The organism is Enterococcus sp. DIV1328a (genome assembly GCF_050536905.1).
GTDB classification, from domain to species: Bacteria; Bacillota; Bacilli; order Lactobacillales; family Enterococcaceae; genus Enterococcus; species Enterococcus faecalis.
Map to the genome: position 1 here is coordinate 1,028,815 of NZ_CP172912.1, position 25,951 is coordinate 1,054,765.

27 protein-coding genes are annotated in these 25,951 nt (G+C 37.3%); 19 read left to right on the plus strand and 8 right to left on the minus strand.

The annotated features are described in order from the left end of the window. Positions 1-2 precede the first annotated feature (2 nt). Positions 3-779 (minus strand): threonine/serine exporter family protein, encoded by a 777-nt coding sequence (locus tag IGL93_RS05025; protein WP_024041726.1) that lies wholly within the window; start codon positions 777-779, stop codon positions 3-5. 231 nt (positions 780-1,010) lie between these two features. Here IGL93_RS05025 and IGL93_RS05030 point away from each other — a divergent pair, with 231 nt between their 5' ends. After that, a complete protein-coding gene (locus tag IGL93_RS05030; RefSeq protein WP_002357875.1) occupies positions 1,011-1,217 on the plus strand; it encodes a hypothetical protein in 207 nt (68 codons plus the stop codon). A 17-nt stretch (positions 1,218-1,234) separates the two neighbouring features. Here IGL93_RS05030 and IGL93_RS05035 read toward each other — a convergent pair whose 3' ends face one another. Then, positions 1,235-2,014 carry a Cof-type HAD-IIB family hydrolase gene (locus tag IGL93_RS05035; RefSeq protein ID WP_002363786.1) on the minus strand — a complete coding sequence of 260 codons (780 nt, stop codon included), beginning with the start codon at positions 2,012-2,014 and terminating at the stop codon, positions 1,235-1,237. 214 nt (positions 2,015-2,228) lie between these two features. On the opposite strand from IGL93_RS05035, the gene IGL93_RS05040 reads away from it, so the two are divergent. After that, the gene (locus IGL93_RS05040; protein ID WP_002381953.1) at positions 2,229-2,948 is read left to right on the plus strand and encodes a response regulator transcription factor; all 720 of its coding nucleotides are present in this window, start codon (positions 2,229-2,231) and stop codon (positions 2,946-2,948) included. Further along, a complete protein-coding gene (locus IGL93_RS05045; protein WP_002366540.1) occupies positions 2,948-4,417 on the plus strand; it encodes a sensor histidine kinase in 1,470 nt (489 codons plus the stop codon). Before IGL93_RS05040 ends, IGL93_RS05045 begins: the two co-directional genes overlap by 1 nt. Positions 4,418-4,454: 37 nt before the next feature. Here IGL93_RS05045 and IGL93_RS05050 read toward each other — a convergent pair whose 3' ends face one another. The 3 genes from IGL93_RS05050 to IGL93_RS05060 form a co-directional block, all read right to left on the minus strand. Next, the gene (locus IGL93_RS05050; protein ID WP_010828727.1) at positions 4,455-5,006 is read right to left on the minus strand and encodes a hypothetical protein; all 552 of its coding nucleotides are present in this window, start codon (positions 5,004-5,006) and stop codon (positions 4,455-4,457) included. A 14-nt stretch (positions 5,007-5,020) separates the two neighbouring features. Next, the gene (locus tag IGL93_RS05055; RefSeq protein WP_010775770.1) at positions 5,021-5,722 is read right to left on the minus strand and encodes a hypothetical protein; all 702 of its coding nucleotides are present in this window, start codon (positions 5,720-5,722) and stop codon (positions 5,021-5,023) included. A 105-nt stretch (positions 5,723-5,827) separates the two neighbouring features. Continuing rightward, a complete protein-coding gene (locus tag IGL93_RS05060) occupies positions 5,828-7,936 on the minus strand; it encodes an LTA synthase family protein (protein WP_002357869.1) in 2,109 nt (702 codons plus the stop codon). 257 nt (positions 7,937-8,193) lie between these two features. Here IGL93_RS05060 and IGL93_RS05065 point away from each other — a divergent pair, with 257 nt between their 5' ends. After that, complete coding sequence (locus IGL93_RS05065; RefSeq protein ID WP_010775771.1) at positions 8,194-9,366, plus strand: class I SAM-dependent rRNA methyltransferase; 1,173 nt, start codon at positions 8,194-8,196, stop codon at positions 9,364-9,366. 66 nt (positions 9,367-9,432) lie between these two features. Here IGL93_RS05065 and rnhC read toward each other — a convergent pair whose 3' ends face one another. Further along, positions 9,433-10,350, minus strand: coding sequence for a ribonuclease HIII (rnhC, locus tag IGL93_RS05070; RefSeq protein ID WP_002393198.1), 918 nt, complete (start codon positions 10,348-10,350; stop codon positions 9,433-9,435). A gap of 218 nt (positions 10,351-10,568) precedes the next feature. Here rnhC and IGL93_RS05075 point away from each other — a divergent pair, with 218 nt between their 5' ends. The 8 genes from IGL93_RS05075 (at position 10,569) to rbfA (ending at position 20,480) form a co-directional block, all read left to right on the plus strand. Beyond that, a complete protein-coding gene (locus IGL93_RS05075) occupies positions 10,569-12,989 on the plus strand; it encodes a cation-translocating P-type ATPase (protein ID WP_024041727.1) in 2,421 nt (806 codons plus the stop codon). Between the two features lie 141 nt (positions 12,990-13,130). Then, a complete protein-coding gene (locus tag IGL93_RS05080) occupies positions 13,131-15,017 on the plus strand; it encodes an Ig-like domain-containing protein (protein ID WP_033789254.1) in 1,887 nt (628 codons plus the stop codon). Between the two features lie 205 nt (positions 15,018-15,222). Continuing rightward, positions 15,223-15,696, plus strand: a complete 474-nt coding sequence (gene rimP, locus IGL93_RS05085; protein ID WP_002357863.1) for a ribosome maturation factor RimP — start codon at positions 15,223-15,225, stop codon at positions 15,694-15,696. Between the two features lie 143 nt (positions 15,697-15,839). Then, complete coding sequence (gene nusA / locus IGL93_RS05090; RefSeq protein WP_002357862.1) at positions 15,840-17,039, plus strand: transcription termination factor NusA; 1,200 nt, start codon at positions 15,840-15,842, stop codon at positions 17,037-17,039. Between the two features lie 20 nt (positions 17,040-17,059). After that, the gene (gene rnpM, locus IGL93_RS05095) at positions 17,060-17,359 is read left to right on the plus strand and encodes an RNase P modulator RnpM (RefSeq protein ID WP_002363794.1); all 300 of its coding nucleotides are present in this window, start codon (positions 17,060-17,062) and stop codon (positions 17,357-17,359) included. Further along, a complete protein-coding gene (locus tag IGL93_RS05100) occupies positions 17,349-17,654 on the plus strand; it encodes a YlxQ-related RNA-binding protein (protein ID WP_002357860.1) in 306 nt (101 codons plus the stop codon). The genes rnpM and IGL93_RS05100 overlap by 11 nt, the downstream gene beginning before the upstream one ends. 12 nt (positions 17,655-17,666) lie before the next feature. Then, the gene (gene infB / locus IGL93_RS05105) at positions 17,667-20,105 is read left to right on the plus strand and encodes a translation initiation factor IF-2 (RefSeq protein ID WP_430600025.1); all 2,439 of its coding nucleotides are present in this window, start codon (positions 17,667-17,669) and stop codon (positions 20,103-20,105) included. Between the two features lie 24 nt (positions 20,106-20,129). Continuing rightward, positions 20,130-20,480 (plus strand): 30S ribosome-binding factor RbfA, encoded by a 351-nt coding sequence (rbfA, locus tag IGL93_RS05110; protein WP_002360497.1) that lies wholly within the window; start codon positions 20,130-20,132, stop codon positions 20,478-20,480. A 373-nt stretch (positions 20,481-20,853) separates the two neighbouring features. On the opposite strand, the gene IGL93_RS05115 is transcribed toward rbfA, so the two are convergent. Both IGL93_RS05115 and IGL93_RS05120 read right to left on the minus strand, forming a co-directional pair. Then, a complete protein-coding gene (locus tag IGL93_RS05115; protein WP_002382232.1) occupies positions 20,854-21,339 on the minus strand; it encodes a toxin in 486 nt (161 codons plus the stop codon). Between the two features lie 34 nt (positions 21,340-21,373). Continuing rightward, positions 21,374-21,856, minus strand: a complete 483-nt coding sequence (locus tag IGL93_RS05120) for a helix-turn-helix domain-containing protein (protein ID WP_002357856.1) — start codon at positions 21,854-21,856, stop codon at positions 21,374-21,376. Between the two features lie 169 nt (positions 21,857-22,025). Here IGL93_RS05120 and IGL93_RS05125 point away from each other — a divergent pair, with 169 nt between their 5' ends. From IGL93_RS05125 to IGL93_RS05155, 7 genes are all read left to right on the plus strand, one after another. Next, positions 22,026-22,208: a hypothetical protein gene (locus tag IGL93_RS05125; RefSeq protein ID WP_002379367.1), complete on the plus strand. Its 183-nt coding sequence runs from the start codon at positions 22,026-22,028 to the stop codon at positions 22,206-22,208. A gap of 45 nt (positions 22,209-22,253) precedes the next feature. Then, complete coding sequence (locus IGL93_RS05130; protein ID WP_024041729.1) at positions 22,254-23,009, plus strand: DnaD domain protein; 756 nt, start codon at positions 22,254-22,256, stop codon at positions 23,007-23,009. 18 nt (positions 23,010-23,027) lie between these two features. Continuing rightward, entirely contained in the window at positions 23,028-23,870 is an 843-nt protein-coding gene (locus tag IGL93_RS05135) for an ATP-binding protein (RefSeq protein WP_010775777.1), read from the plus strand. 66 nt (positions 23,871-23,936) lie between these two features. Continuing rightward, entirely contained in the window at positions 23,937-24,329 is a 393-nt protein-coding gene (locus tag IGL93_RS05140) for a hypothetical protein (protein WP_016617237.1), read from the plus strand. A gap of 19 nt (positions 24,330-24,348) precedes the next feature. Next, positions 24,349-24,756, plus strand: coding sequence for a RinA family phage transcriptional activator (locus tag IGL93_RS05145; protein ID WP_002360491.1), 408 nt, complete (start codon positions 24,349-24,351; stop codon positions 24,754-24,756). Positions 24,757-24,977: 221 nt separating this feature from the next. After that, positions 24,978-25,394 carry a hypothetical protein gene (locus IGL93_RS05150; protein ID WP_002382237.1) on the plus strand — a complete coding sequence of 139 codons (417 nt, stop codon included), beginning with the start codon at positions 24,978-24,980 and terminating at the stop codon, positions 25,392-25,394. Positions 25,395-25,406: 12 nt separating this feature from the next. Next, on the plus strand, positions 25,407-25,919 hold the full coding sequence (locus IGL93_RS05155) for a phage major tail protein, TP901-1 family (protein WP_010775779.1): 513 nt from the start codon (positions 25,407-25,409) through the stop codon (positions 25,917-25,919). The last annotated feature ends 32 nt before the right edge of the window (positions 25,920-25,951 follow it).

Consider the following 25,951-nt stretch of genomic DNA (forward strand, 5'->3'; position numbering starts at 1 on the left):
CCTTACATAAATAATTTAAAAATCAAGGCAATTCCCAGGCCAACAGACCCAGCAATAAAAATAGCTTCTGTTCCTCGCGCCGTCCCGCTGATGAGGTGGCCCGCTAAAATGTCGCGAAAAGAGTTCGTAATCGCCACACCTGGAACTAACGGCATTACCGCACCAATAATAATATTATCGATGTTGACTGCTAAGCGAAAATGCACAGCCAAATAGGCCAACAAACCAATGACAAAAGCGGCTGCGAATGAATCGAGGTAAGGAACTTGGAATAACTTTTGGGTAAAAAGATAACTGGCATACCCAATCACGCCAACAAAAAAAGTTGCAATAAAATCTTGCCAAGTGCCACCAAAAATGTACATTAACGTACAACTAACAATTCCGGCTGCTAACAAGCGTAACGAAATTGAAAAAGTGGGGGTATCCGTTTCTAATAGAGTTAAGCGCTGATAAAGCTCTGGTAGAGTAATCTCTTTTTGCGCAAATTCTCTTGATAATTGATTGACAAGGCTAACTTTTTCCAAATTAATCGAGCGCTGGGGGATGTTTTCTAATTGCGTATAATTACTGGAACGAAAGCCCACGAAAATCCCTGTAGCCGTCGTGTAACAAACGCTCTCTGACTCGCCAGCATTTGCTGCAATCCGAGTAATTGTATCTTCGGTTCTATATACTTCAGATCCGCTTTCCAGCATAATTTTTCCAGCTAAAATGCATGTATCAATAATTAATTGTTTTCTTTTTTCGCTATTAACCAAAGGAATGGCTCCTTTCATTTCGAGTTCACTTTTAGTGTATCATTTTTTTTAAGAACTGTACGCAATTTAAAACAGAGATAGAAAAAAAGTGTGATTTTTTACAAAAATGAAACGAATCTTAAGAATAAATGAAAACAAATAAGGAATTAGTAAAAATTATGGGTTAGTTGTAAGAATCTAGGATCTTTCCTTGCATTTTAGTAGGAAACATCCTATCCTAAACATAGAAAAACAAAGGGGTCAATAAAAATGGACAACCAATGGTTACTCTACGGAATTAGCAGTGTCGTATTAATTATTTTAATCAGAAGAACAATCCTATCAGGAAACATCGTATTAAGTTGTTTGTTGGGAGCGATTTTGCTGATTCAAGTAGTGGGAGTAGCTCTCTGTGCTCAGCAGAAAAAGAAAAATGAACATACAAAAGAACTACCTTCTTCTAAAGTACATCAATAGAAGAAGGTAGTTTTCTCTTATAGTAAATCAAATTTTTTCAAGCCATTAACAATGCCATTCTCAGTATTTTTAGTTGAAATAAAGGTGGCTTTTTCTTTTAGTTCTTCTCGCGCATTACCCATGGCAATTCCATAATCACAGGCCTCAAACAGCGCCAAATCATTGATGCCATCACCAAAGGCATAAGTGGGAATGCCGTTTAATCCCAAGGTGTTAAAAAGATTTTTGACACCAGAGCCTTTAGAGACCCCTTTACGAACAATATCAATTGAAAAAGGACCATTGCGATAAAAGGTTAATTCAGGAAATCGCTCATAGTAATATTCATCATCATCGCCATGTTGACTTAAGACCAACATCATGTTGACGGCATCATTCTCATAACCTGTGGGATCAATTTCTGGAACAGCTGAATGAATATAGTCATAGGCTTGTTTCACTGTGCCAGTATGCCCTGTACAAAAAATACGGCGCTCATTGTAAAAAGCCAATTCATGACCACGCTGTTTGACATGCTCATGCAGTGAAACACATTCCTCTGTTGTAAATTCATCTGAATAAATCGTTTTTCCTTCATAATGAATAAATTGCCCGTTCATTACAATCGCTGAGTCAATGCCACTGGCTTTCATAATTGGCTGAATCTCACACAAGGTCCGTCCTGTCGCAATTAAAGGTAAAATTTGATTGTCTTTCAAGGCCGCCACTGCTGCGGTAATCTCAGGAGTAATTTGCGATGTTCCATCTAACAAAGTTCCATCTAAATCAAAAAAAGTAATAGCTTTCATTTTATCCATACCCTAACATCCTCTCTACGCTTGTTATTTTAACAAACTTTTCTGAAAAGACAATGGGTTCCCTTCGTTTTCTTTAAAAGAGCAGGAAAAAAAGTAATTTTTGATGGTTCTGTAAAGGATTTTTGAAGAAATATAGAATCGGTTGGTACAAATTCAATTTTAGAGTATACTACAATAGAGCAGTTTTATGAAAAGTGAATAAGGAGTGAATGAAATGAATATATTAATGATTGAAGACAATGAGTCCGTCTCAGAAATGATGCAAATGTTTTTCTTAAATGAGGGGTGGGAAGCTACCTTTAAAGATGATGGCAAAGAAGGATTGGCGACTTTTCTTGCTTCGCCAGAAAAATGGGACATGATTACGTTAGACTTAAACTTACCTAGTATGGATGGGATGGCTGTTTGTCGTGAAATTCGCAAAGTTTCAGCCAATGTTCCCATTATTATGTTGACCGCTCGTGATTCTGAAAGTGACCAAGTAATTGGCCTTGAAATGGGTGCGGATGATTATGTGACAAAACCATTTAGTCCATTAACTTTGATTGCACGGATGAAAGCTCTACATCGTCGTGCCGAGGTGGCAGAGGCTGCGCATGATACGTCTGAGAATACAGATGAAACGTTTGATGTGATTACGGATCATTTTAAAATGAATACGAAAACACGAGAAACATATTTAGATAATCAATTAATTGAAGGCTTAACACCTAAAGAATTTGATTTGCTATACACTTTAGCAAAAAAACCACGCCAAGTCTTTTCACGCGAACAACTACTAGAATTGGTTTGGGACTATCAATACTTTGGCGATGAACGGACAGTTGATGCCCATATCAAAAAATTACGACAAAAAATTGAAAAAGTGGGTCCTCAAGTCATCCAAACGGTTTGGGGCGTAGGGTATAAATTCGACGATTCAGGTGTTGCTTAATGAAGTATTTGTATCAACAATTACTTGCTTTTATAGGTGTGATTGCTCTGATTATTCTCATTGTTGGAACGTCTTTCACACAATTGACCAAGCGCACAATGCAAGAAAATAACTATGAACAGCTATATGGTTATGCAGAATCGGCTTTAGAAACACGTGACTTTTTTATTAATGTCGCAGGCGTTTCGGATCGAGATGTTTTATCCTATTCATTTCAGTTGACTGAACGTGTACTCCAGAAGCAAGATGTGCAATTTGTGTTTATTAACAAGGACCGCGAAGTGCAGTACCCACCAGTTGATAGCACAAAAAAATTAGACTTTTCCTTAATCGATAAAAATTGGGATCAAATCATGAAAGGCAATCGTGTTTATGCAACAGAAAACATTGATATTTACGGGGCCCGAAATACTTCGTCCTATGTAATGTTACCGGTGTATGCATCAAATCAGTCTTCTGATAAAAAAGTGATTATTGGTTCACTCGTTATTACACAACCTGCCAAAAACGTTGACCGAAGTGTTCAGTCCGTGACACAAAACTTGATTAAAGGCTTTATTTTTTCTGGTGTGATTGCCTTGTTACTAAGTTATCTATTTGCGACTTTCCAAGTGAAACGAATTAATCGGATGCGTAAAGCCACCAAAGAAATTACTAGTGGAAATTTTGATATTCAATTACCGGTCCATGACAAAGATGAATTTGATGACCTAGCAGAAGATTTTAATAAAATGGCCGCGTCTTTAAAAGAATCACAAGAAGAAATCAATCGGCAAGAAGAGCGCCGTCGTCAATTTATGGCGGATGCTTCTCATGAAATGCGGACGCCTTTAACAACTATTAATGGCTTGTTAGAGGGATTGCAGTATAATGCTATTCCTGAAAATCAAAAAGAGAATGCGATTAAACTGATGCAAAATGAGACCGCTCGCTTGATTCGCTTAGTCAATGAAAATCTTGATTATGAAAAAATTCGGACCAACCAGATTCAAATTGTTGTGAAGAAGTTCAACGGAACAGAAGCTTTAGAAAATATTGTGACTCAACTAACGGCCAAAGCTGAAGCCGCCGGTAATCAATTGTATTTAGACACCACTGAACCAATTGATGTGTATGCCGATTATGATCGTTTCGTTCAAGTAGTTGTCAATATTGTTCAAAATGCCATCCAATTTACTGAAAATGGCGAAATTCATATTGCTTTAGAAAAAGGCTATTTAGAAACCATTGTCCGTATTTCTGATACAGGAATCGGCATGACGGAAGAGCAAATTCTGAATATCTGGGATCGTTATTACAAAGTAGATCCATCCCGTAAAAATACGAAATATGGAGAATCAGGATTAGGCTTACCAATCGTTCAACAATTGGTCCGCTTGCATAAAGGAAAAATCAATGTTGAAAGTGAACCTGGTAAAGGCACCACATTTATTATTTCATTTCCTGATGTTGAAATCACTGAAAACTAAAGAAAACGTCTGGTCACAATCAGTGCCAGACGTTTTTTTAGTTTAATAACGCATGTAGAGACAGGGGGTGCACATAGGGACTATCAATAATTTGTGGATCTTTTGTCAGAAATAGCAAGCGCTTGTTTCTTTTTTGAACTGCTATTTTTAATTGAGGTAAAATTTCTTGACGTTGTCCAATCGTTAATGAAGAAAAGATGTCATCAATCACTAACGTACTTGTTTTTGAAAACAAAAGTTGTATTATGCGCATTTTAATTTTTTCAAAAGTCGTAAAAGAAGTAAAGGAACGACCAAGTAAGGCAGGTTCTAATTGGAACACCTGGAAAGCTTCGGCTAGAACTATTTTTCGATCCCGTTCTTTGATCGTACTAGCGATAAATAAATTTTCTTCTAATGGCAAGTAAGGCAGAAAGGTTTCACTAGAAGAAAGCCTAGTAATGGTTAATTGGTTTGTTTGGAAAAAATCGGCCAATGCGAGTTCTTGTTCTGGAGCAGAATAAATGATTCCATAAACTTCTCGCAAAGCTAACGCGTCGAATGAGGATTTTTTTTCGGTTGTTTTTTTGAATGATGGTGTGACATTCATAGAAAATCCCTCCCTTATTTCTGATGTGTACGTAAATAAATCAATGTGAAAGGAGTCCCGCAAACAAGAGGAATGCCAAGCAAGATTAAGCAGTTAACAAAGCAATTACGGATTGTATAAAGCGACTGCATACTTTTAAAATCAAAAGAAAACGCTTGGATCGTTTGAATCCCTAAATGCTGGATATTTGTAATCGTGACATCCTGGTCGGTACTTTTAGCTAAAAATGCTGGAGTTTCCAAATGAGACCACTGTAAAATAGCATCACGAGCAGCCCAAAGAACAGTATTATACGTTTCTTGAAACATTAAAGTGAAAAGTAAAAAACTGAAAATTCCTAATAGAGCCGGTAAACATAACTCTAGTAAGAGCTGTTTGGTGACATACATATTTGAAAAGTGCATGTGATACCATGTATGTATTTCTTCCTTTTTTATGCGTAATGTCACATACATCAACAGAAGAAAAGTAACACCAAAGAAAATGACACTACCTAGATAGAGGTGCCAATAGTATTGAATCAGTTGGTAATGGTAACTAGTTTGTTTTTCAATATCGACAAAGTCTGGCATCGTTCGTAAAAACTCTTTTTCAAAATCAATTAAGTTAAACAGCCCAGTCAATAAGAAAGCGAACAGGAAGAAGAAGAGTGCAGTGATTAACGTGATTTTTTTATGATAAAAACTACTAGCTGTAGCGTAACGGACACTTCTCATCAACTTTCACCTCTCTAAACTATCTTTAGTATAGTGAAATAATATGAATTAATTATGAAAAAGTAGCAAAAAAGCTTGAGCAAATTGCTCAAGCTTTTTGAAGATTTATTTACCCGTTTTTTGATAGCCTTGATAACTGTCAGTGTGATATTCATCAACGGTTGATTTATTATTGTTTTTACTGTAAACACTCGTTGATTTTTCACCTTTTTCTTTTTCAATTGCTTCCAGTTGTTGCAATTGGTTCTTGTAATCATAGTCTTCTGGGTTAACTGGTTTTAAGCCGCTATTGGTATAGAAACGAAGCAAGTCACCGTTAGTAATTTGGTCAGACGTTTCTAATTGTTTCGTCGCTTTGGCTTTTAAATCAGCGACTTCTTTCTTAACTTCTTCGGTTGGCTCTGTAATTAAAGTGCCTGTTTTAGTATCGTAAATGCTAGAACCTAAAATAGTATATTTAGGTGTTACAACATTGCCGTTGCGGAAAGCAACGATTTGATTGTGTTGTTTAGAGAATAAATCTTGGCCTAACTGAATGTAGTTTTTCGTATCGACACCAAGCAAGTGTAGAAGGGTTGGTAAGGCATCAACTTGGCCGCCATACGTATGGTTCACACCGCCATTTTCTTGACCAGGAACGTGAATCATATAAGGAACACGTTGCATATTGGCGTTGTCAAAATCGTTCCAATCTGCTTTGGTTTTACCTACTAACTCTGCTAAGTTTTGGTTTCTTGAATTAGAAACCCCATAGTGATCGCCATAAAGAACAATGACTGAGTTTTCATAGAGACCTGAAGATTTCAAGTAGTTAAAGAATTCTTCGACCGCTTTATCTAAATAATTCGCTGTTGCAAAGTAACCATTAATTGTTTCGTCAGAGGTTTTTGCAATTGGGAATCCTGCTTCATCGTTTGTAAATTGAGAATAAGGATAATGATTGGATACAGCAATAAATTTAGAATAGAACGGTTGTTGTAAATGTTCTAAATATTGAACGGATTGATTAAAGAATGGTTTATCGTGTAACCCATATTGGAATGAGTTATCTGAATTAACATCATAATAACTAGCATCAAAGAAATAGTCATAGCCTAAACGTTTATAGGTTTCATTCCGATTCCAGAAGTTACCGGCATTTCCGTGGAAAGCAGCGCTAGTGTAACCTTGCGTTTGTTTTAAAATATCGGGTGCTGCTTCAAACGTATTTTTCCCACCAACTTGTGTAAAGAGTGAACCTTGGTCTAAACCAAATAGTGAATTTTCAAGTAACGTTTCGGCATCACTTGTTTTTCCTTGACCAACTTGGTGGAAGAAGTTATCAAAGCTAAAGGTACTTTTACTATTGTAAAGACTATTGATAAATGGTGTGACTTCGTGTTCTACGCCATTTTCATCTTTTAATTTGTAATTAACTAAAAATTGTTGGAAACTTTCTAAATGGATATAAATTACATTTTTGCCTTTTGCAATACCAAACTTACTATCATCGGGTGCCGCATATTGTTGTTTCACGTAATCTTCAACTTGTTTCATATCGTTAGCACTAGCTTCGGCACGGACTTGGTTTGTTTGGTAAGTTGTAATGCCATCGTACACGGTAAAGGCATTTAAGCCTAAGAATTTCACGATATAGTCACGAGAGAATTGACGTCCTAATAATTGGGGACGTTCTGTTTCAGCCATAAATAGATTGAATAAGAAAAAGACAACAGAAAGGAGTGTGACAGAGACTGCTACACGTGCGCGGACTGGACGCGCATCTGTTTTAATTTTTTTCGTTAATAATAATACGCCAATAATAATGAAGTCTAAGAAATAAATGACGTCATAAGGTCTAAAGAGACGTAAGGCACTTTCGCCAAGACCGCTAGCTACTTTGCCAGCACCAAGCATCGTATTAACTGTGATGAAGTCAGTAAATTCTCGATAATACACGACATTTGAGAAGAGCAGTAAACTCATCAAGAAGTAAATAATCATCATTGTGATATAAGAAGCTTTTTTACGGCGAACATACAAAGCGATGGCTAATAAAAAGACCGTTGTGGCAATTGGATTAATTAAGAGTATGAAATACTCGTTAATATTTTCCAAACGTAAATGGAAATCAACGGCGTACGCAAAGAGGTTTTTTAGCCACAGTAAGATGGCGATTAGCGAGAATAACCCCAGTCGCGTGTTCAAAATATTTGTTTTAAATAATTTTTTCAAAATAAACGTCCTTTCTAAACGATGATTCTATAAAAGTAAAATTAGGTAAATTTCGTATTTTACAATATCGCTTTAATTTTACTCTTTCACAAATTTTATGTCAATTCTTACCGAAGTGAGGAATGGTGATGTTAAAGAAAACTTACTATTTCCTTAAACTTTTTAGTTCGTTAAATGACGTGAAGCTTGAATCCTTTAAAGACAGATGGGCCTTTTTTTGCTATACTAGATAGGACTTTGAAAAGTAGGTGTACAGAATGAAACTTCAAGTAACTAAAAAAGCAGAACATAAATTTAAAAAAGGATATCCTTTAATTCAGAAAGAAGATTTGCAACAAGTGCCAGCGCAGTTACCAACAGATTGGCTTACTTTGATTGATAGTAAAGGCCAGCGCTTAGCTGAAGGATATTTAGGCGAACAAAATAAAGGAATTGGTTGGTTGCTGTCATGGCATGGACCAATTAATCAATCTTTTTTTCAACAACTCTTTGAAATAAGTCGTGAGAAGCGGACGTCTTTTGAAAAGGATTCGCTGACAACCGCTTATCGATTATTTAATGGAGAAGGAGATGGCATTGGGGGTCTAATCATCGATCGCTATGCAGATTACGCCGTTTTTTCATGGTATAATGAAACCCTTTATCAGAAAAAAGCCGAACTTTTGACGGCGTTTCGCACAGTTTACCCTGATATTATTGGTGCCTACGAAAAGATTCGCTTTTCCACAAAAGATTTACCCGAATCACAGTTTTTGTATGGCGAACAAGCACCCGAGCCATTACTTGTCACTGAAAATGGCGTTCAATTTGCTACCTATTTAAACGAAGGATTAATGACAGGCATCTTTTTAGATCAAAAAGAAGTTCGTGGTCGATTAGTAGATGGTTTTGCAGTAGGTAAAACAGTCTTAAATATGTTTAGTTATACAGGTGCTTTTTCAGTAGCTGCCGCTATGGGGGGTGCCGTGGCCACCACTAGTGTGGATTTAGCTAAACGAAGCTTACCGAAAACGACTGAGCAATTTGAAGTCAATCATTTAAATCTTGCCGCGCAAAAGATTATTGTCATGGATGTTTTTGACTACTTTAAATATGCTTCACGTAAAGGCTTGAGCTATGACATGATCATTTTGGATCCGCCAAGTTTTGCTCGTAACAAAAAGAAAGTTTTTTCCGTTGCTAAAAATTATGGGGAGCTAGTGAAAGATTCTATTGATATTTTAACGGATAAGGGAACGCTTATTGCCTCAACCAATGCGGCAAATTTATCCTTAGCCAAATATCAAAAAATGGTAATTACTGCCTTGCAAGAGAAAAATGTCCGTTACAAGATTACAGACACGTATCAATTACCAGCAGACTTTCAAGTGAATCCTAATTTTCCAGAAGGTGATTACTTAAAAGTCCTGTTTATCGAAATTGAAAAATAATTTTTTACACCAAGCAAAAGTCCCAGCGCCGCTAATCGGTATTGGGACTTTTGCTTGGTTTTTATTTTATAGTAACTTTTGGGCTTTTTGGGTGTTTGCAAAATGCAGCTTCGCGTAGTTCGCTAATAAGTCTAGGCCGCCTTTTTTCAAAATACGGGCGGCTACTTGGTCTGATTTGCTGCCAGCACCAGAGGGCACAGAGAAACCCAATTCTGCAGATTCTTTGTCTAACTCTTCTAAAAAAGCAGCGCGGCTAATAATAGAGGCGGCAGCAACGGCAACATGATACTGCTCTCCTTTAGTGACGAAGAACAATTTTTCAGTGACTTGATTTTTTTCATTACGAACATATTTCCGATAATTATTTTCAGGGGTGAATTGGTCAATCAAAATCCCTTCTGGCTTTGTGGGAGCCAACTCTTGTAGCAACAGATAAATCGCTTGGTTATGCAAAGCGACTTTCATGTGTACAGCATTGTAGTTTGGTTGGATCTCATTGTATTTTTTTGGTTCAACGATTAATAACTTGTAAGGAATCAGTTCTTTAATGACATGTGACAATTGAATAATTTGTGGGTCGGTTAATTCTTTGGAGTCACGAACACCCAATGCTTTTAGTTTGCTAATCATGCTTTTGTCAACATAGGCAGCACAGACAGTTACTGGACCAAAATAGCTACCATTACCGACTTCATCGGAACCTATCACAGACCAGTTGCCAAAATCAGCAGGCAGTGTAGTAGTCTGGGGAGAAATTTTTTTCTTTGGTGTGGTACTCGTTCCTTCCCAACGAGCGGCCTCTTTTTCAGCTTGAGGTCCCTGAAACATGACTTTACCTGATTGATAAGCAGTGATAGTAGTGGTGCCAACCTTGGCCACAAAGACAGTATAAGGGACCGTTTTATTTAAACGATTGGGTTGATAAACAGTGGTCATCTCTGCTAATGTTTTTTTACTAACTTTAATTACGTGATTCTGTGCCATCAATTGTTCCTCATTTCTTGATATTTCTTCTTTACTATAGTAAAGGAAAAACAAGTAAATGAAAAGGTTTTGCGTTAGCTTATTCCTGAAAATGACAATGTTTAGGAAATGTATAATTTTTTTCTATAGTTGGGCGCTAGTTGTTATCTAAATTTTTATTCAGTGCTATACTGTGGGAGAGAAGGAGACGATGAAAGAGTCGACTAGAACAAGGGGTGATGTGTTTGAGAAGAAAAAAAGAAATGCAAGAAAATGAACCAATAGCAGTGACTGCTAACGCGGAACGCTATTATCCAGAAGATAAACAAGGCTTGACGGCCGCACAAGTTGAAGAAAGAAAGCGAAAAGGCTTAGTCAATGCCGCCGTCGATACAGAGTTTATCACAACGAAACAGATTGTTATTAATAACGTATTTACGTATTTCAACTTAATTTTTGTGGTACTAGGCGTGTTATTAATGATGGTACAATCTTATAAAAATATGACCTTTTTGCCAGTAGTAATCATTAATACGGTCATTGGAATTTACCAAGAAATTAAGTCGAAGAAAGTATTAGATAGCTTAAATATTCTAAACGCTACAAAAGTAACCGTTGTGAGGGATGGCCAAGAACAAGAAATTTCGCCAGATGAGCTGGTTTTGGATGATGTGGTGCTCTTTAAATCGGGTGAACAGATTTCTGGGGATGCAATTGTCTTATCTGGTGAAGTCCGTGTGAATGAATCCTTGTTAACTGGGGAATCTGATGAGATTACCAAAGTAGCAGATAGCCAACTTTTGTCAGGTAGCTTTATTGTGTCAGGTTCTTGTTATGCAAGAATTGATAAAATTGGCGCTGAGGCCTATGTTCATCAATTGACGCTTGAAGCGAAATCAATTAAAAAAGGGGAACAATCAGAGATGGTCGGTTCCATTAACCGTTTGGTGAAATGGGTAGGGATTATTATTATCCCGATCGGCTGTGTTCTATTTTTCCAAAGTTATTTCATCAACCATCAAGGGCTTCATGACAGCATTGTCTCCATGGAAGCTGCTTTGATTGGGATGATCCCGGAAGGGTTATACCTTTTAACAACCGTTGCATTAGCTGCCAGCACAATGCGCTTAGCGAAGCGCGGCGTTTTATTGCACAACATGAAAAGTATCGAATCTTTAGCGCGTGTTGATGTGTTATGTGTAGATAAAACAGGAACAATTACTGAAAACACGATGGAAGTCCAAGAGTTGGTTCCTGTGGTGAGCATCGAAAATGATGGTACAGACTTAACCAATGTCGAAAAATTAATTGGCGATTTTTGCCGAACAATGTCAGCAGACAATGATACGATGAAAGCGATGAAAGAATTTTTTGTTACTAATAATCAGAGGGAAGCCGTTAGCTATACCTCGTTTTCGTCTGTCGAAAAATTTAGTAGCGTGACTTTCCCAGAAGCGACGTATATTCTTGGGGCGCCAGAGATGATTTTGAGAGACAATTATGAAATGTATCAATCTGAAGTGGAACATTATACAAGTCAAGGCTATCGCTTATTGGTGTTCGGAAAGTATTTAGGAGAATTTCAGGAAACGTTGGCAGCAGAGGTTCAACCTCTAGGCTACATTCTTCTTTGGAATCCGATTCGTAAAGAAGCCAAAGCAACTTTTGAATATTTCGCTGAACAAAATGTGGCCATTAAGGTCATTTCTGGCGATAATCCTTTAACAGTATCCAATGTAGCACAAGCGGCAGGCATTATTGGTGCTGAAAATTATGTGGACGCGCGAACATTAACTACAATGGAAGCCCAGACAGAAGCTTTAGAAAAATACACCGTTTTTGGTCGTGTCACGCCAGAACAAAAGAAACAATTTGTACTATTGTTGAAAAAATTAGATCATACAGTGGCGATGACAGGGGATGGAGTCAATGATATTTTAGCCATGAAAGAAGCAGATTGTAGTATTGCCATGGCTTCAGGAAATCAAGCTACAGCACAAGCCTCGCAAGTTGTGTTGTTAGATTCTGATTTTTCAACAATGCCGGAGGTTGTCTTTGAAGGTCGCCAAGTAGTTAATAACATTGAACGTTCTTCAAGTTTATTCCTTGTAAAAAATATTTTCTCCTTGCTGATGTCTGTCTTTGCTATGATTTTTGCCGTGACATATCCTTTACAACCGACACAAGTCACATTGATTAGTTTATTTACAATTGGTATTCCTTCGACATTTCTAGCTTTGGAACCAAATCATCGTCGCATTGAAGGGAAATTTCTTTTCAATGTGTTATCAAAAGCAATTCCTGGTGGGTTAACGGATATGTTAGTAGTCGGTGCTTTACTAATTTGTGGTGATATTCTTGCACTTCAAAAAACGGACATTTCAACGACTGCAACATTGTTGCTAGTTTCAGTCGGCTTTATGGTTCTTTATAAAATTAGTTCACCAATGAATCGTTACCGCAAGCGCGTAATGATTGGCTGTTTAATCGGAATGGTTATTACAAGTATTTCCATGAAAAACTTGTTCTCGTTAACTTCGGTATCGCCAACAGCCTTGTTACTTTTAGCCATTCTTTTCTTTGCAGCAGACTCAACTTTCCAACATTTATCAACCATTTCTGAAAAAGTTCAATTATGGTTTTATAAGAAAAGACATTAGGAGCAAAACACCGAGCCAAAATTATTTTGGTTCGGTGTTTTTTGTTTTTTATTGTTGGGAAAAATAAAAACACTTGTACCTAGTTAATCCTTGATAGTATAAACCTAACCAATTATTTTAGATAGGAAGGATTGAATAAAAATGAAAAAAAGAAGTTTTGTCTATTGGGGAATGTTTTTCATTCTTTTGTCGACGCTGATAACGCCTTTTCTGAAACTTGAAACAGGATATGCGCAAACGGAACCAACTAGTACCAGTGAAACCAATCAAATTTCTGCTACGCCAAACGTAATACCGCGTAAACAAGTGGGCAACATTGTGACAGCGATTCAACTAACGGACAAAGAGGGGAACCCACTTGGGACCATTAATCAATATACAGACATCTACCTCCGAATTGAGTTCAACTTACCGGATAATACCGTTAATAGTGGGGATACGAGTGTGATCACTTTACCCGAAGAGCTACGTCTCGAGAAAAATATGACCTTTAATGTAGTAGATGATACAGGTGCTGTGGTTGCAATCGCACAGACCGATGTAGCAAATAAAACGGTCACGTTAACGTATACAGATTACGTAGAAAACCATGCCAATATTAGTGGGTCTTTATATTTTACAAGTTTGATTGATTTCGAAAATGTCGAAAATGAATCCAAGATTCCTATTTACGTCACGGTGGAAGGGGAAAAAATATTTGCTGGCGATCTTGATTACCAAGGTGAAGGCGATGATGTTAACGAAAAATTTAGCAAGTATTCGTGGTTTATCGAAGACGATCCAACCGAAATTTACAATGTACTACGGATTAATCCAACAGGGCAAACGTATACTGATTTAGAAGTGGAAGATGTGCTAAAAACAGCAAGTTTAAGTTATATCAAAGACACTATGAAAATTGAACGAGGACAATGGACACTGGATGGAAATGCTATTTGGCAGTTCACGTCAGAGGAAGATATAACTGGTCAGTTGTCTGTCCAGTATGGTCCTGGTGACCGCAATTTTTCGGTGCATTTTGGCAATATTGGGACTAATGAATATCGTATCACCTATAAAACCAAAATCGATCATCTTCCCGAAAAAGGTGAAACCTTCACAAATTATGCAAAATTAACAGAAAATCAAACGGTGGTGGAAGAAGTCGAAGTGAGTCGTGTCTCACAAACGGGTGGTGGAGAAGCTAATGGTGAGCAATATGTTGTTGAAATCCATAAAGAAGATGAAGCGGGCCAGCGTTTAGCAGGTGCAGAGTTTGAACTCATTCGTAACTCAACCAATCAAACAGTGGCCAAAATCACAACAGATCAAAACGGAACAGCGATTGTTAAAGGCTTGTTAAAAGATAACTATACTTTAGTAGAAACCAAAGCACCTACCGGTTACCAACTTTCGCAAAACAAGATTTCAATAACACCTGAAGACTTTGGTAAAAACTTAGTTGCACTGAAAACTGTTGTGAATCATAAGATTTCATATCAACCAGTCGCTGCTTCATTTTTAGCTGGAAAAGTTCTTTTAGGAAAACCACTGAAGGATGCTGAATTTCAATTTGAATTGTTAGATGAGAAAGGTACAGTACTAGAAACGGTTAGTAACGATACTTTAGGGAAAATTCAATTTTCACCATTAACCTTTGAAACTCCCGGAAACTATCAATACACCATTCGGGAAGTAAACACGCAACAGGCAGGTGTTTCCTACGATACGCACAACCTTCAAGTTCAAGTAACCGTCGAGGCGCTTTTAGGAAATCTTGTGGCGACTACTCAGTATGATGGAGGTCAAGTATTTACTAATCACTATACGCCAGAAGAACCTATAGAAAGTACCACACCACCAACGAGTGGGACAACAGATACTACCACGAATTCAACCACAGAAACTACTTCAATAACCATTGAAAAACAGGCGGTTCATAATAAGGAATTGCCAAAAACAGGAGAAACAAAAGAAAACGCGTTTCTTTTCTTAGGTAGCCTTCTTTTGATTCAAGGATTATTTATCTATTTTAAAACGAAAAAATAATCGCTTAGATAGTTTCAGTAATCGAGACAAAATGTGCAAATTTCGAGAGATTTAGCTTGTTCATTTGAGTTTGGAGTGGTTCTGTGCTATACTATCTTTAGCGTAATGATACTAGTTGGGAGTGAGCGGATTTCTGCTCACTCTTTTTGATGGAAAAGTCATCAGGACACGGTTCGTTACATCAATCTCGAAGGAGGCGAAAATTTTGAGTAGTGCTGTGGAAACTGTAACAAAGTTAGTCACACCAATCTTAGAAGAACAAAATTTTGAACTTGTGGAAGTAGAGTTTGTTAAGGAAGGAAAAAATTGGTTTTTACGAGTATTTATCGATAAAGAAGGTGGCATTGATATTGAGGAATGTGCCTTTGTCAGCGAAAAATTAAGTGAAAAACTAGATGCAATGGATCCAGATCCAATTCCGCAAGCGTACTTTCTGGAAGTTTCTTCTCCGGGAGCAGAACGTCCGTTAAAGAAAGAAAGCGATTATGAACAAGCGGTAGGCAAGTACATTCATATTTCTCTTTATCAAGCAGTTGATGGAGAAAAACAGATTGAAGGTACCTTAGTCCATCTTGATTCAGAACAATTAACATTAAGTGTAAAAATTAAAACCAGAGTGAAGGAAATGACTTTTGAACGTAAAAATATCGCAAAAGCTCGTTTAGCCATTCAATTTTAATCAACAGACTCGAATGTAAAAAAGGGTCCACTAAAAGTTTTACTTTTAGCTAGGCCTGTGACAAGTTTTAACGAGAAGTTTTTCCCTTGGAAGAAGAACCACTCGTTCAGCTTTAACGAATCCATAGGAGGAAAAGAAAAACAATGAGCAAAGAAATGTTAAATGCATTAGACGTATTAGAAGCTGAAAAAGGGATTCCTAAAGATACGGTGATTGAAGCGTTACAAGCAGCTTTAGTTTCTGCATATAAAAGACATTATGGACAAGCAAGCAACGTCGAAGTTGAATTTGAACCAAAAAAAGGCAATATTCACGTATATGCTGTCAAAGAAGTAACAGAAGAAGTATTTGATTCACAACTGGAAGTTTCATTAAAAGATGCCGTTGCATTAAATGGGGCATATGAAATCGGCGACAAAATTCGTTTTGAGGTTACGCCAAAAGACTTTGGCCGCATTGCTGCCCAAACAGCAAAGCAAGTAATTTTACAACGTGTCCGTGAAGCAGAAAGAACAATTATTTATAATGAATTTAGCGAATACGAAAATGACATCATGCAAGGAATTGTTGAACGTCAAGATCGTCGTTATATTTATGTAAACTTAGGCAAAATCGAAGCAGTCTTATCAAAACAAGATCAAATGCCAAATGAATTTTACCAACCGCATGATCGGATTAAAGTTTACGTATCACGTGTTGAAAACACATCAAAAGGCCCACAAGTTTTTGTAAGCCGTAGTCATCCAGATTTACTAAAACGTCTTTTTGAACAAGAAATTCCAGAAGTTTATGATGGAATTGTTGAAATCGTAAGCGTCGCTCGTGAAGCTGGCGATCGTTCAAAAGTAGCCGTTCGTTCAACAGATCCTAATATTGATCCAGTGGGTACCTGTGTCGGTCCAAAAGGCCAACGTGTCCAAGCGATTGTGAATGAATTAAAAGGCGAAAATATGGATATTGTGGAATGGAACGAAGATCCAGCTATTTATATTAGTAATGCCTTGAATCCAGCTCAAGTATTAGATGTTATTTTTGATCCAGAAAATAGCAAAGCATGTACAGTCGTTGTACCTGATTATCAATTGTCATTAGCAATTGGTAAACGTGGTCAAAATGCGCGCTTAGCTGCTAAATTAACGGGCCATAAAATTGATATCAAATCAGAATCTGATATGGCTGAATTTTATGAACAACAAGCCAATCAAGAAGTTGCCGAAGTTGCAGAAGAAATGGATGAAGCAATTATCCATTCAGATATGACGGCAGATGATTACGAAAACTTGGCTGCTGAAGAAGCAGTTGTTGAAGCAGAAATTACAGAAGAATTACCTGAACAAGAATAACGTTTTTGGAGGGTGAAAAAATGAAAAAGAGAAAAATTCCAATGCGTAAATCGGTTGTTTCAGGCGAAATGAAACCGAAAAAAGAATTAGTCAGAATTACTCGCTCCAAAGAAGGTGAAGTGGCCTTAGATCCAACTGGTAAATTACCTGGACGTGGCGCTTACGTTGATTTGGATCCTGCGGAAGTCCAAAAAGCTTGGGATAAAAAAATTCTTGATCGTGTCTTAGAAACAAAATTAAGTGATGAATTTTATCAAGAACTATTGGATTATGTAACGCACCAAAAAGCCCGCAAAGAGTTGTTTGGCGATGGAAAATAAAACCAAAATTTTGAACCTTTTAGGTTTAGCAATGCGCGCCGGTAAATTAGTCACAGGCGAGGAATTAACCCTTAAAGATATTCGTGCAAACAAAGCGAAATTTGTGTTTGTTGCGCAAGATGCCAGTGAGAATACTAGAAAGAAAATCAAGGACAAAAGTTCTTATTATAATGTTCCTGTTAGCGAACTGTTCAGTCAATTCGAGCTCAGCCAAGCGATTGGGCGACCACGAATGGTTATCGGAGTAACTGATGCAGGATTTGCCACCAAAATCAAGGAATTACTAAAAGGTTAGGAAGGTGATTGCATGGGAAAAAAAAGAATTTATGAACTAGCAAAAGAAATGAATAAAGCAAGCAAAGACGTTGTCGATAAAGCGCATCAATTAGGTATGGATGTTAAAAACCATATGGGCGCAATTAGTTCCGAGCAAGAAACAAAGCTTCGTCAAGCATTCGGAGGAGGAAGTACCGTAAATACTCAATCAAAAGCAACAAACAACCAAAAGCAACAAACAACACAAAATAAACCAGCCAATAAGAAACCAATGAACAATAAACCTGGTGAACAAAGAAATAACCAAAATCGTCCAAACAATCAATCAACGAATGGACAACAAAGAAATAACAACAACCAAAATCGTCACGGCCAAAGCAACACACAAAACCGTAGCAATCAAACAAATACAAACAATCAAAACCGCAATACCCAAAACAATAACGGTTCTACAACGAATCAAAACCGCAATACCCAAAACAATAACGGTTCTACAACGAATCAAAATCGGACCAGCCAAAATAACAATGGCGGGAACAACCAAAACCGTGGCGGCCAAAACCGTAACAACAATTTTGGTGGCGGTCAAAATCGTAATAACCGGAATAACTTTAATAACCAAAACCGCAATCGTTTCAATAAAAAAGGGAAAAAAGGCAAACATCAACAAGAATCAGCGAAGCCAGCAGTACCAGCACGTAAATTCCGTGAATTACCAGATGTTTTAGAATATACAGAAGGTATGAACGTGGCGGATATTGCGAAAAAAATCCACCGCGAACCAGCGGAAATCATCAAAAAATTATTTATGATGGGTGTCATGGTTAACCAAAACCAAGCCTTAGATAAAGATACAATTGAATTATTAGCTGTGGACTATGGCATGGAACCGCAAGAAAAAGTTCAAGTTGATATTGCGGACATTGATAAATTCTTCGAACCAGAAGCAGTTGTTGAAGAAAACTTAACCACACGTCCCCCTGTTGTCACAATCATGGGACACGTAGACCACGGGAAAACAACATTATTAGATACATTGCGCCATTCTCGTGTGACTTCAGGTGAAGCGGGCGGAATCACGCAGCATATTGGTGCCTATCAGTTAGATATTGATGGCAAACCAATTACGTTCTTAGATACACCAGGACATGCGGCCTTTACAAGTATGCGCGCGCGTGGTGCCAGCATCACTGATATTACCATCTTAGTTGTTGCAGCGGACGATGGAGTAATGCCACAAACAATCGAGGCGATTAACCATGCCAAAGCGGCAAAAGTACCGATTATTGTAGCAGTTAACAAAATTGATAAGCCTGGTGCGAACCCTGATCATGTGAAACAAGAATTAAGTGAACATGAATTAATTCCTGAAGAATGGGGCGGAGATACGATTTTCGTCAATATTTCAGCGAAATTCAATCAAAACATTGATGAGCTATTGGAAAATATTTTATTGATTGCTGAAGTAGAAGACTTAAAAGCTGATCCAACGCAAAAAGCAATTGGAACAGTGATTGAAGCACGCTTAGATAAAGGTAAAGGTCCGGTTGCGACATTACTCGTTCAACAAGGAACTTTACATGTTGGTGATCCAATCGTTGTTGGTAATACTTATGGACGTGTTCGTGTGATGACCAATGACATGGGCCGCCGTGATAAAGAAGCAGGACCAGCAACTCCTGTGGAAATTACCGGATTAAATGATGTTCCTCAAGCGGGTGATCGTTTTGTGGTCTTTGAAGATGAAAAAACAGCACGTCAAGCAGGGGAAGAACGGGCTAAACGTGCGTTGCTTGAACAACGTTCAGCAAGTAGCCGTGTGACATTGGATAACTTATTTGAAAGTCTAAAAGAAGGCGAATTAAAAGAAGTTAATATCATTGTCAAAGCAGACGTACAAGGATCTGCCGAAGCCGTTTCAGCAAGTTTACAAAAAATTGATGTAGAAGGCGTTCGTGTGAAAATTGTTCACGCGGCAGTTGGGGCCATCAATGAAAGCGACGTAACTTTAGCTGCAGCAAGTAATGCGATTATTATCGGCTTTAACGTTCGCCCAACACCACAAGCGAAACAACAAGCAGAACAAGAAGAAGTTGATATTCGTTTACACCGTATTATCTATAAAGCCCTAGAAGAAATCGAAACAGCGATGAAAGGGTTATTAGATCCAGAATTTGAAGAAAAAATTACGGGTCAAATGACGGTTCGTGAATTGTACAAAGTATCTAAAGTTGGCACAATCGCTGGCTGTTATGTTACAGAAGGCTTTATTCGCCGCGATAGTGGCGTGCGTGTCATTCGTGATGGTATTGTTATTTATGAAGGTAAATTAGCAAGCTTGAAACGTTTTAAAGATGACGTGAAAGAAGTCAAACTTGGTTTTGAATGTGGCGCTATGATTGAAAACTTCAATGATTTACGTGTAGATGATGCGATTGAAGGCTTCATTATGGAAGAAATCAAACAATAATTTTAGTAATTGGAGGAAGACACTATGGCAAATTATCGTGACCGTCGTGTAGGTCAAGAAATCATGCGTGAAGTGAATGATATCTTGAACAAACGCATCAGAGATCCACGCGTCCAAGGCATCACTATTACAGATGTTCGTGTGACCGGTGATTTACAACAAGCAACGATTTATTACAGCTTGTTATCTGATTTAGCTTCCGAACAACAAAAAGCTCAACAAGGCTTAGACAAAGCCAAAGGACTGATTCGTAAAGAATTAGGACAACGGTTAACCTTGTATAAAACACCAGAGTTGATTTTTGAAAGAGACGAATCTGTCCAATACGGAAATCACATTGATGAGTTGATTCGTAAGTTGAATCAAGGTGAATAATTAAAAAGAAAAAGCACACCAGACGAATGGTGTGCTTTTTCTTTTCATGATTTTCTTGATAAAATAGTCATGGAGGTGCAAAAATGAAAAGAATTGTTGGTTTCTATAAAAATGGAGATCGTTATTTAAAAGAAATGGGTTCAGGCAAGAGTTCCCTGTACTTTTTTCTTTTCTTCTTTGTACTACATAGTATGCGGAAACATATTATTCAGTTCATCGGATTTTGGCCGTCATTTATATTCGTCCTTATACTTGTCCCCAATCTTATGCTTGGCGTTGGACATATTAACCATTGGTACAAAAACCGCTCTTGAATTTTCCAGAATACTTTTAAGCATGGAACAAAATCCTTATTGATTTTGTTCCATGCTTTTTAAGTTAACCCAGTATTTAATACCATCACAGAATAATCCCTAAATTCAAAAATCCGTCCTTTATAAAGATAAGTGGCGCCATACTTTTGTCGATAGTACGTAATCACATTTTTTAATGTTTCAACATCGATTTCCAAAAATTCAGCACAAGAATAATGGTTGCTTAAGCCAGCTTCAGAGCAACGAATTAAATCGTCTAATGTAACTAATTGCTCTAAGGCCACATTACGGGCTTTCAACTCTTGCTTCCGATTTTCTGTACAATTTTGATTTAAAATAGTGCCAACGGATGTTTGATAATGCCCGTATTCCTCGGCTAAAATGTTCTTCTTTTGACGGGTACTCAATGTTTTTTCAATATAAATTTTGCCATTTCGATACAACCCATAACAACCTGTTTGATTGTATAAATCAATTTCTAAAACCGTCACATCCTTTTGAATGGAACTGACGAGTTTTTCATAATCATTCACTTTACCATTCACCTGCCATTACTTAATAAAAAGAGTAGATGGGAAGTTAATCCTCTTTTTTGTCAGAAGAAATCGATTGTTGATATTTGGCATCAATTTCATCCAAGTAATCGTGAATTTTCTCGATTTCTTCTTTTGAAAATATCTTTTCTGGATCCCCAGCGTGGGCAGCCAGTGTCATTTCGTCACGGCGAGGGAATGAGAGAATTTCTGCTTGCGTTTGTTGTTCGTGTAATTGTTGTTCGGCAAATTGATAAACGATGGCTTGTCGTTGGGGTTCTAATTTTTTATAAATGCGGTCGATAGTTGAGGCATTTTTTTCCATGGGAACCTCTTGTCCCATCAACCAGGCCTCATTAATATCTAATGCATCTGCAATGCGATAAACTTTGTCTTGTTTTGCTTCGTAACGACCAGCTAGCCAATCGCTGATCGAAGATTTACCGATGCCAGTTTTTTTCGCTAATTCACTAGGTTTGATGTTCTTGGCTGTTAAAGCCTCTTTTAAACGGATAGCAAAAATGTTCATATTTCCGAACCTCCTATTGCCTCAAAGTATACTATACCTGTTTAGAGAAGGCAAGTAACAATCGCAATTAAATTTAGCAGTTCATAAAACCGAACTTATGAGTTGACAGTGAAAATATTTGATGCTAAGATAGAGCCATTCAAATGTTCGGTTAACTGAACTATTTTTTTTGAACACTTTGTTCGGAAAACCGTATTTTGGTGGAAAGGGTGAAGAAATGAGTCGGAATTATAAAAAAACGTTGTCGGATATGTTACTTTTAGCAATTATTTTATTAATAAGCAGTGTCTCAATAAAAATTGGGGCCATCGTGATTGGTATGATTGGCCTCATGGAATTACTAACAGAGTAACAATAATTTAGTCAAAAGGAGAGAAGCGGATTGGCAGAACGACGCATGTTTGCAAAAACGATTATTGATAGTGATGCGTTTTTAGATATGCCCTTATCAAGTCAGGCCCTGTATTTTCATTTAGCGATGCGTGCCGATGATGATGGATTTATCAATAATCCCAAAAAATTGCAGCGAATGGTTGGTTGTGGGGAAGACGATCTAAAATTGCTAATGGTTAAAAAATTTATTCTAGTATTTGAAAGTGGTGTGATCGTTATCAAACATTGGAAAATTCATAATTATATTCGCAGTGATCGTTACAAACCAACCTTGTATCAAGAAGAGAAAAATCAGATTGTTGAAAAAAATAGCAAAGCTTATACGTTTAAAGCAGAATCGTCTGTCAGTGGTCAACCAGCTGACTACCAACGGTTACCACAGGAAAGCATAGTCCAGTCTAAGTTAGGTCAGAGTCAAGGTAGTAGTTCAGAAAACGATTGTTTAAAGACGATTTATCATTTTTATGAGGAAAACGGCTTTGGTACACTGGCCTCAAAAACAAGCCAAGATTTTAAGTATTGGTTGCAAGATTTTATACAAAAAGGGGCTAGCCAAGAGGAAGCATGCCAATTAATCTTGCATGCTTTAGGAATTGCCGTCGATCGAAATAAACGGAATTACGGCTATGTAAATGCTATTTTGAAAAGTTGGGAGCAACAAAATTATTTATCCGTACATGAAGTTCTGGTAAATGATAAAAAACAAGTGTCGGGGCATGCGCCGCAAATGACAGAAGAATATCAAGAGTTAGGTTTTTAAAGAAAGGAGGAAATCAGTATGCATGCGACAGATCAAACTTTTCAAATACTATTGAGTCAATTGTTAGAAAAAGTTGAAGACCGTTGTCCTGAATGTGGCAGTGAACAATATGTTTGGCAACAAAAAAATAAAGATGGCACAGAACGTTGTGCCCCAACTTGTTGGTCGTGTGGGTATAAAATGCTAAAAAAACATGAACAACAAGCCAATCAACAACGTTCTCAAGAGAGTTTTATGGCACGTACACAAAAATTTTTTCATCAAGGGTCCTTAATTGCTGATGATGCGCTACGGCAATGTCGTTTAACCAATTACCAAACCACTGAATTAGAAACAAGACAAGCAAAAGAACGGGCCTTAGCAGCAGTTTCAGCGATTATTGAAGGAAAGCCAATCCACGTTATTTTTTCAGGGAAACCTGGTGTCGGTAAAAGTCATTTGGCTATCAGTATTTTAGTTGAAGTCTTAGAACGCTCTGCATATCAAAAGTATTGTTTATTTGTCAGCTACTCTGAGTTATTAGAAAAACTAAAAATGTCCATGAATGAGTCGACCAAAAGCCAAGCAAAGGCTCAAGCGTATATTACTAGAATGAAAAAAGCAGACGTTTTGGTCTTAGATGATTTAGGTGCTGAATTAGGAATTAAAAATAAAGTTAGTACGGATTTTAATAATGACATCTTAAATCGAATTTTAGAAGCTAGACAGAATAAAGCAACTATTTTTACTACTAATTTTTCTGGAAAACAACTGGTGGAGGCCTATGGAACACGCATTATTTCTCGTCTAATGAAGCACGCCAGTGGCTATGTTTTCCAATATAAAGACACAACAGACAAACGAATGAGGAGTGTGAAATAAATATGTTAACAATTATTATTGGGTTTATCTTTTGGACAATGACACTAATGTTAGGTTATCTAATTGGTGAAAGAGAAGGCCGTAAACATGAGTAATTTAACAAAACGTAAAAAAGATTTATTTGAAATGAAAAGCGTTGTATTTAAAGATATTTCAAAGCAACAAAGCGAAAAAGCACAAAAAAGAAAACGACTCTTACAACTAATGAATCAATATCCCGATTGGGCAAGTCAAAAAAATAAACTTATTATGCAGGAAATTCAAGAATTAGGACAAGCAATCGGTAATTGGTCGATGGATCAATCAAGACCCATCCAATCCATTAAGGCCGCAACGTTTACAAAAAGCGAGTATCTCTATTTAATTTGGCTCGGTTATTCAGATGAAGCGATTCGTCACGGCTTAGAAATGTCGAAAGAGTGTTATTTTATTTATCGATTAACACTTTTAAATGAATAAAAGTAAAGGAGATTAACCAATGCGTACGTCAACATTTAATTATATCAAAGATATTTTAGCAGACTTTTATAAAACAGATGAGTATATCCGGCAACGGGAAGAAGAATTACGGCACCCTTATCAAGAAGCAGATTTAAATGCTGGTATTAGAGGACAAGGACTTCACTCTGTAGTGACCGAACGAATGGCGATTACGATAGCTATGGATCGTCGTCTGTGGAACTTAGAGAGAAATCGAGACATTATCAAAAATTGTTTAGCTGAAGCGGATGAACAAACGCGCGTGATTATTGAAGAACTATATATGAAAAAACGGCCCTCTTTAACATTAATTGGACTTGCCCAGCAATTATTTATTAGTAAAAGCCAAGCCTATAAATTAAGAAATCATTTCTTTGAAGCGGTGGCGGATGAACTAGGGATGTAAACATGGAAAAAACGTGGAATTTTTTCAGGTGTCAACATGGTAAATTAATAGTGTCGAAAGAGATAGATAAACGTGAGGCAACCAAAAAAATGAAGACACGGAATTCTATAATTTTGACTGCTTTCTTGTGTCAGCTATGAAGGAGCAGAAAATGCCGGCTACTTTCAAGATCCTTCATTTTGACTAGAAGAGAGCCAATTTGTTAACCAATCCTGAATTTTTTGAATGGAAAGGTGGCGCTAAAAATGAATGAAGCGGAACAAGAGTTATATGAAGCCCTTGTTGCAATCTGCCAGACGTCAGGATTTTTGTTGCTAGAGGAACTGCCGACAGATTTACCAGATCAGCCATTTGTTTACTTAGGTGATAGTAAAGAATTACCTAAGCCAACTAAATCAGCTATTTTGGGTGAAATTGAATTAATAATGCATGTTTATGGTGCGTTATCTGAACGACAACAAATTTCTACAATTAAAGGAACGATTTTACGGCAGGCAACCAGTAACTTAAAACGAACGGCTCATTTTAATTGGGGTATCAAACATCAAGAAGTCAAAGCACAAATGGTAAAAGATACCAAACAAATGAAAAAAACAATTTGGCATGCTGTACTACCATTACACATGCAATTTTACTAGGAGGAATTATCAATGGGAGAAGTTATGCAAGGAAAAGACCGTATTTTATTAGTTCGTCGCTTGGATGAAGCAGCGACAAAGAAAGCAATGAAACCCTTATTTCAAATTGAACATGAATGGGAATTCTCACGTGAATCGAGCGGTACGCAAACAAAAGATGGCGTTGCGAATGCTGTTTCTGGTTTAGAAGTTACGTTATCGTTAAGCGGTTTAGCCTCTCGAAATGATGAAAATTTATACATGAAAGACGCAGTTGAAGATGGCATCTTAATGGAATTTTGGGATGTTGATTTAAAAGGTGAAAAAAATGCGGAAGGTAAATATCCAGCAATTTATGCCCAAGGTTATGTAAATTCATGGAGTTTACCAGCCAATGTAGAAGAATTAGTAGAAATCGAAACAGAAGCCTCTATTAATGGCAAACCACAAGATGGTTTTGCAACAGTAGAAGCAGATATTATTGCAGAAGCACAATATGCGTTCCAAGATACCGTTCCAGATAAAGCACCACAACCTGGCGAATAATCAAAAAGTGTTGAATTTTAGGAGGATAAAAA

Bases quoted from the DNA above. Each gene is read 5' to 3' on its own strand.
- IGL93_RS05025 (WP_024041726.1), bottom strand. From the start codon at position 779: ATGAAAGGAGCCATTCCTTTGGTTAATAGCGAAAAAAGAAAACAATTA.
- IGL93_RS05030 (WP_002357875.1), top strand. From the start codon at position 1,011: ATGGACAACCAATGGTTACTCTACGGAATTAGCAGTGTCGTATTAATT.
- IGL93_RS05035 (WP_002363786.1), bottom strand. From the start codon at position 2,014: ATGGATAAAATGAAAGCTATTACTTTTTTTGATTTAGATGGAACTTTG.
- IGL93_RS05040 (WP_002381953.1), top strand. From the start codon at position 2,229: ATGAATATATTAATGATTGAAGACAATGAGTCCGTCTCAGAAATGATG.
- IGL93_RS05045 (WP_002366540.1), top strand. From the start codon at position 2,948: ATGAAGTATTTGTATCAACAATTACTTGCTTTTATAGGTGTGATTGCT.
- IGL93_RS05050 (WP_010828727.1), bottom strand. From the start codon at position 5,006: ATGAATGTCACACCATCATTCAAAAAAACAACCGAAAAAAAATCCTCA.
- IGL93_RS05055 (WP_010775770.1), bottom strand. From the start codon at position 5,722: ATGAGAAGTGTCCGTTACGCTACAGCTAGTAGTTTTTATCATAAAAAA.
- IGL93_RS05065 (WP_010775771.1), top strand. From the start codon at position 8,194: ATGAAACTTCAAGTAACTAAAAAAGCAGAACATAAATTTAAAAAAGGA.
- rnhC (WP_002393198.1), bottom strand. From the start codon at position 10,350: ATGGCACAGAATCACGTAATTAAAGTTAGTAAAAAAACATTAGCAGAG.
- IGL93_RS05075 (WP_024041727.1), top strand. From the start codon at position 10,569: ATGTGTTTGAGAAGAAAAAAAGAAATGCAAGAAAATGAACCAATAGCA.
- IGL93_RS05080 (WP_033789254.1), top strand. From the start codon at position 13,131: ATGAAAAAAAGAAGTTTTGTCTATTGGGGAATGTTTTTCATTCTTTTG.
- nusA (WP_002357862.1), top strand. From the start codon at position 15,840: ATGAGCAAAGAAATGTTAAATGCATTAGACGTATTAGAAGCTGAAAAA.
- rnpM (WP_002363794.1), top strand. From the start codon at position 17,060: ATGAAAAAGAGAAAAATTCCAATGCGTAAATCGGTTGTTTCAGGCGAA.
- IGL93_RS05100 (WP_002357860.1), top strand. From the start codon at position 17,349: ATGGAAAATAAAACCAAAATTTTGAACCTTTTAGGTTTAGCAATGCGC.
- infB (WP_430600025.1), top strand. From the start codon at position 17,667: ATGGGAAAAAAAAGAATTTATGAACTAGCAAAAGAAATGAATAAAGCA.
- rbfA (WP_002360497.1), top strand. From the start codon at position 20,130: ATGGCAAATTATCGTGACCGTCGTGTAGGTCAAGAAATCATGCGTGAA.
- IGL93_RS05120 (WP_002357856.1), bottom strand. From the start codon at position 21,856: ATGAACATTTTTGCTATCCGTTTAAAAGAGGCTTTAACAGCCAAGAAC.
- IGL93_RS05130 (WP_024041729.1), top strand. From the start codon at position 22,254: ATGTTTGCAAAAACGATTATTGATAGTGATGCGTTTTTAGATATGCCC.
- IGL93_RS05135 (WP_010775777.1), top strand. From the start codon at position 23,028: ATGCATGCGACAGATCAAACTTTTCAAATACTATTGAGTCAATTGTTA.
- IGL93_RS05145 (WP_002360491.1), top strand. From the start codon at position 24,349: ATGCGTACGTCAACATTTAATTATATCAAAGATATTTTAGCAGACTTT.
- IGL93_RS05155 (WP_010775779.1), top strand. From the start codon at position 25,407: ATGGGAGAAGTTATGCAAGGAAAAGACCGTATTTTATTAGTTCGTCGC.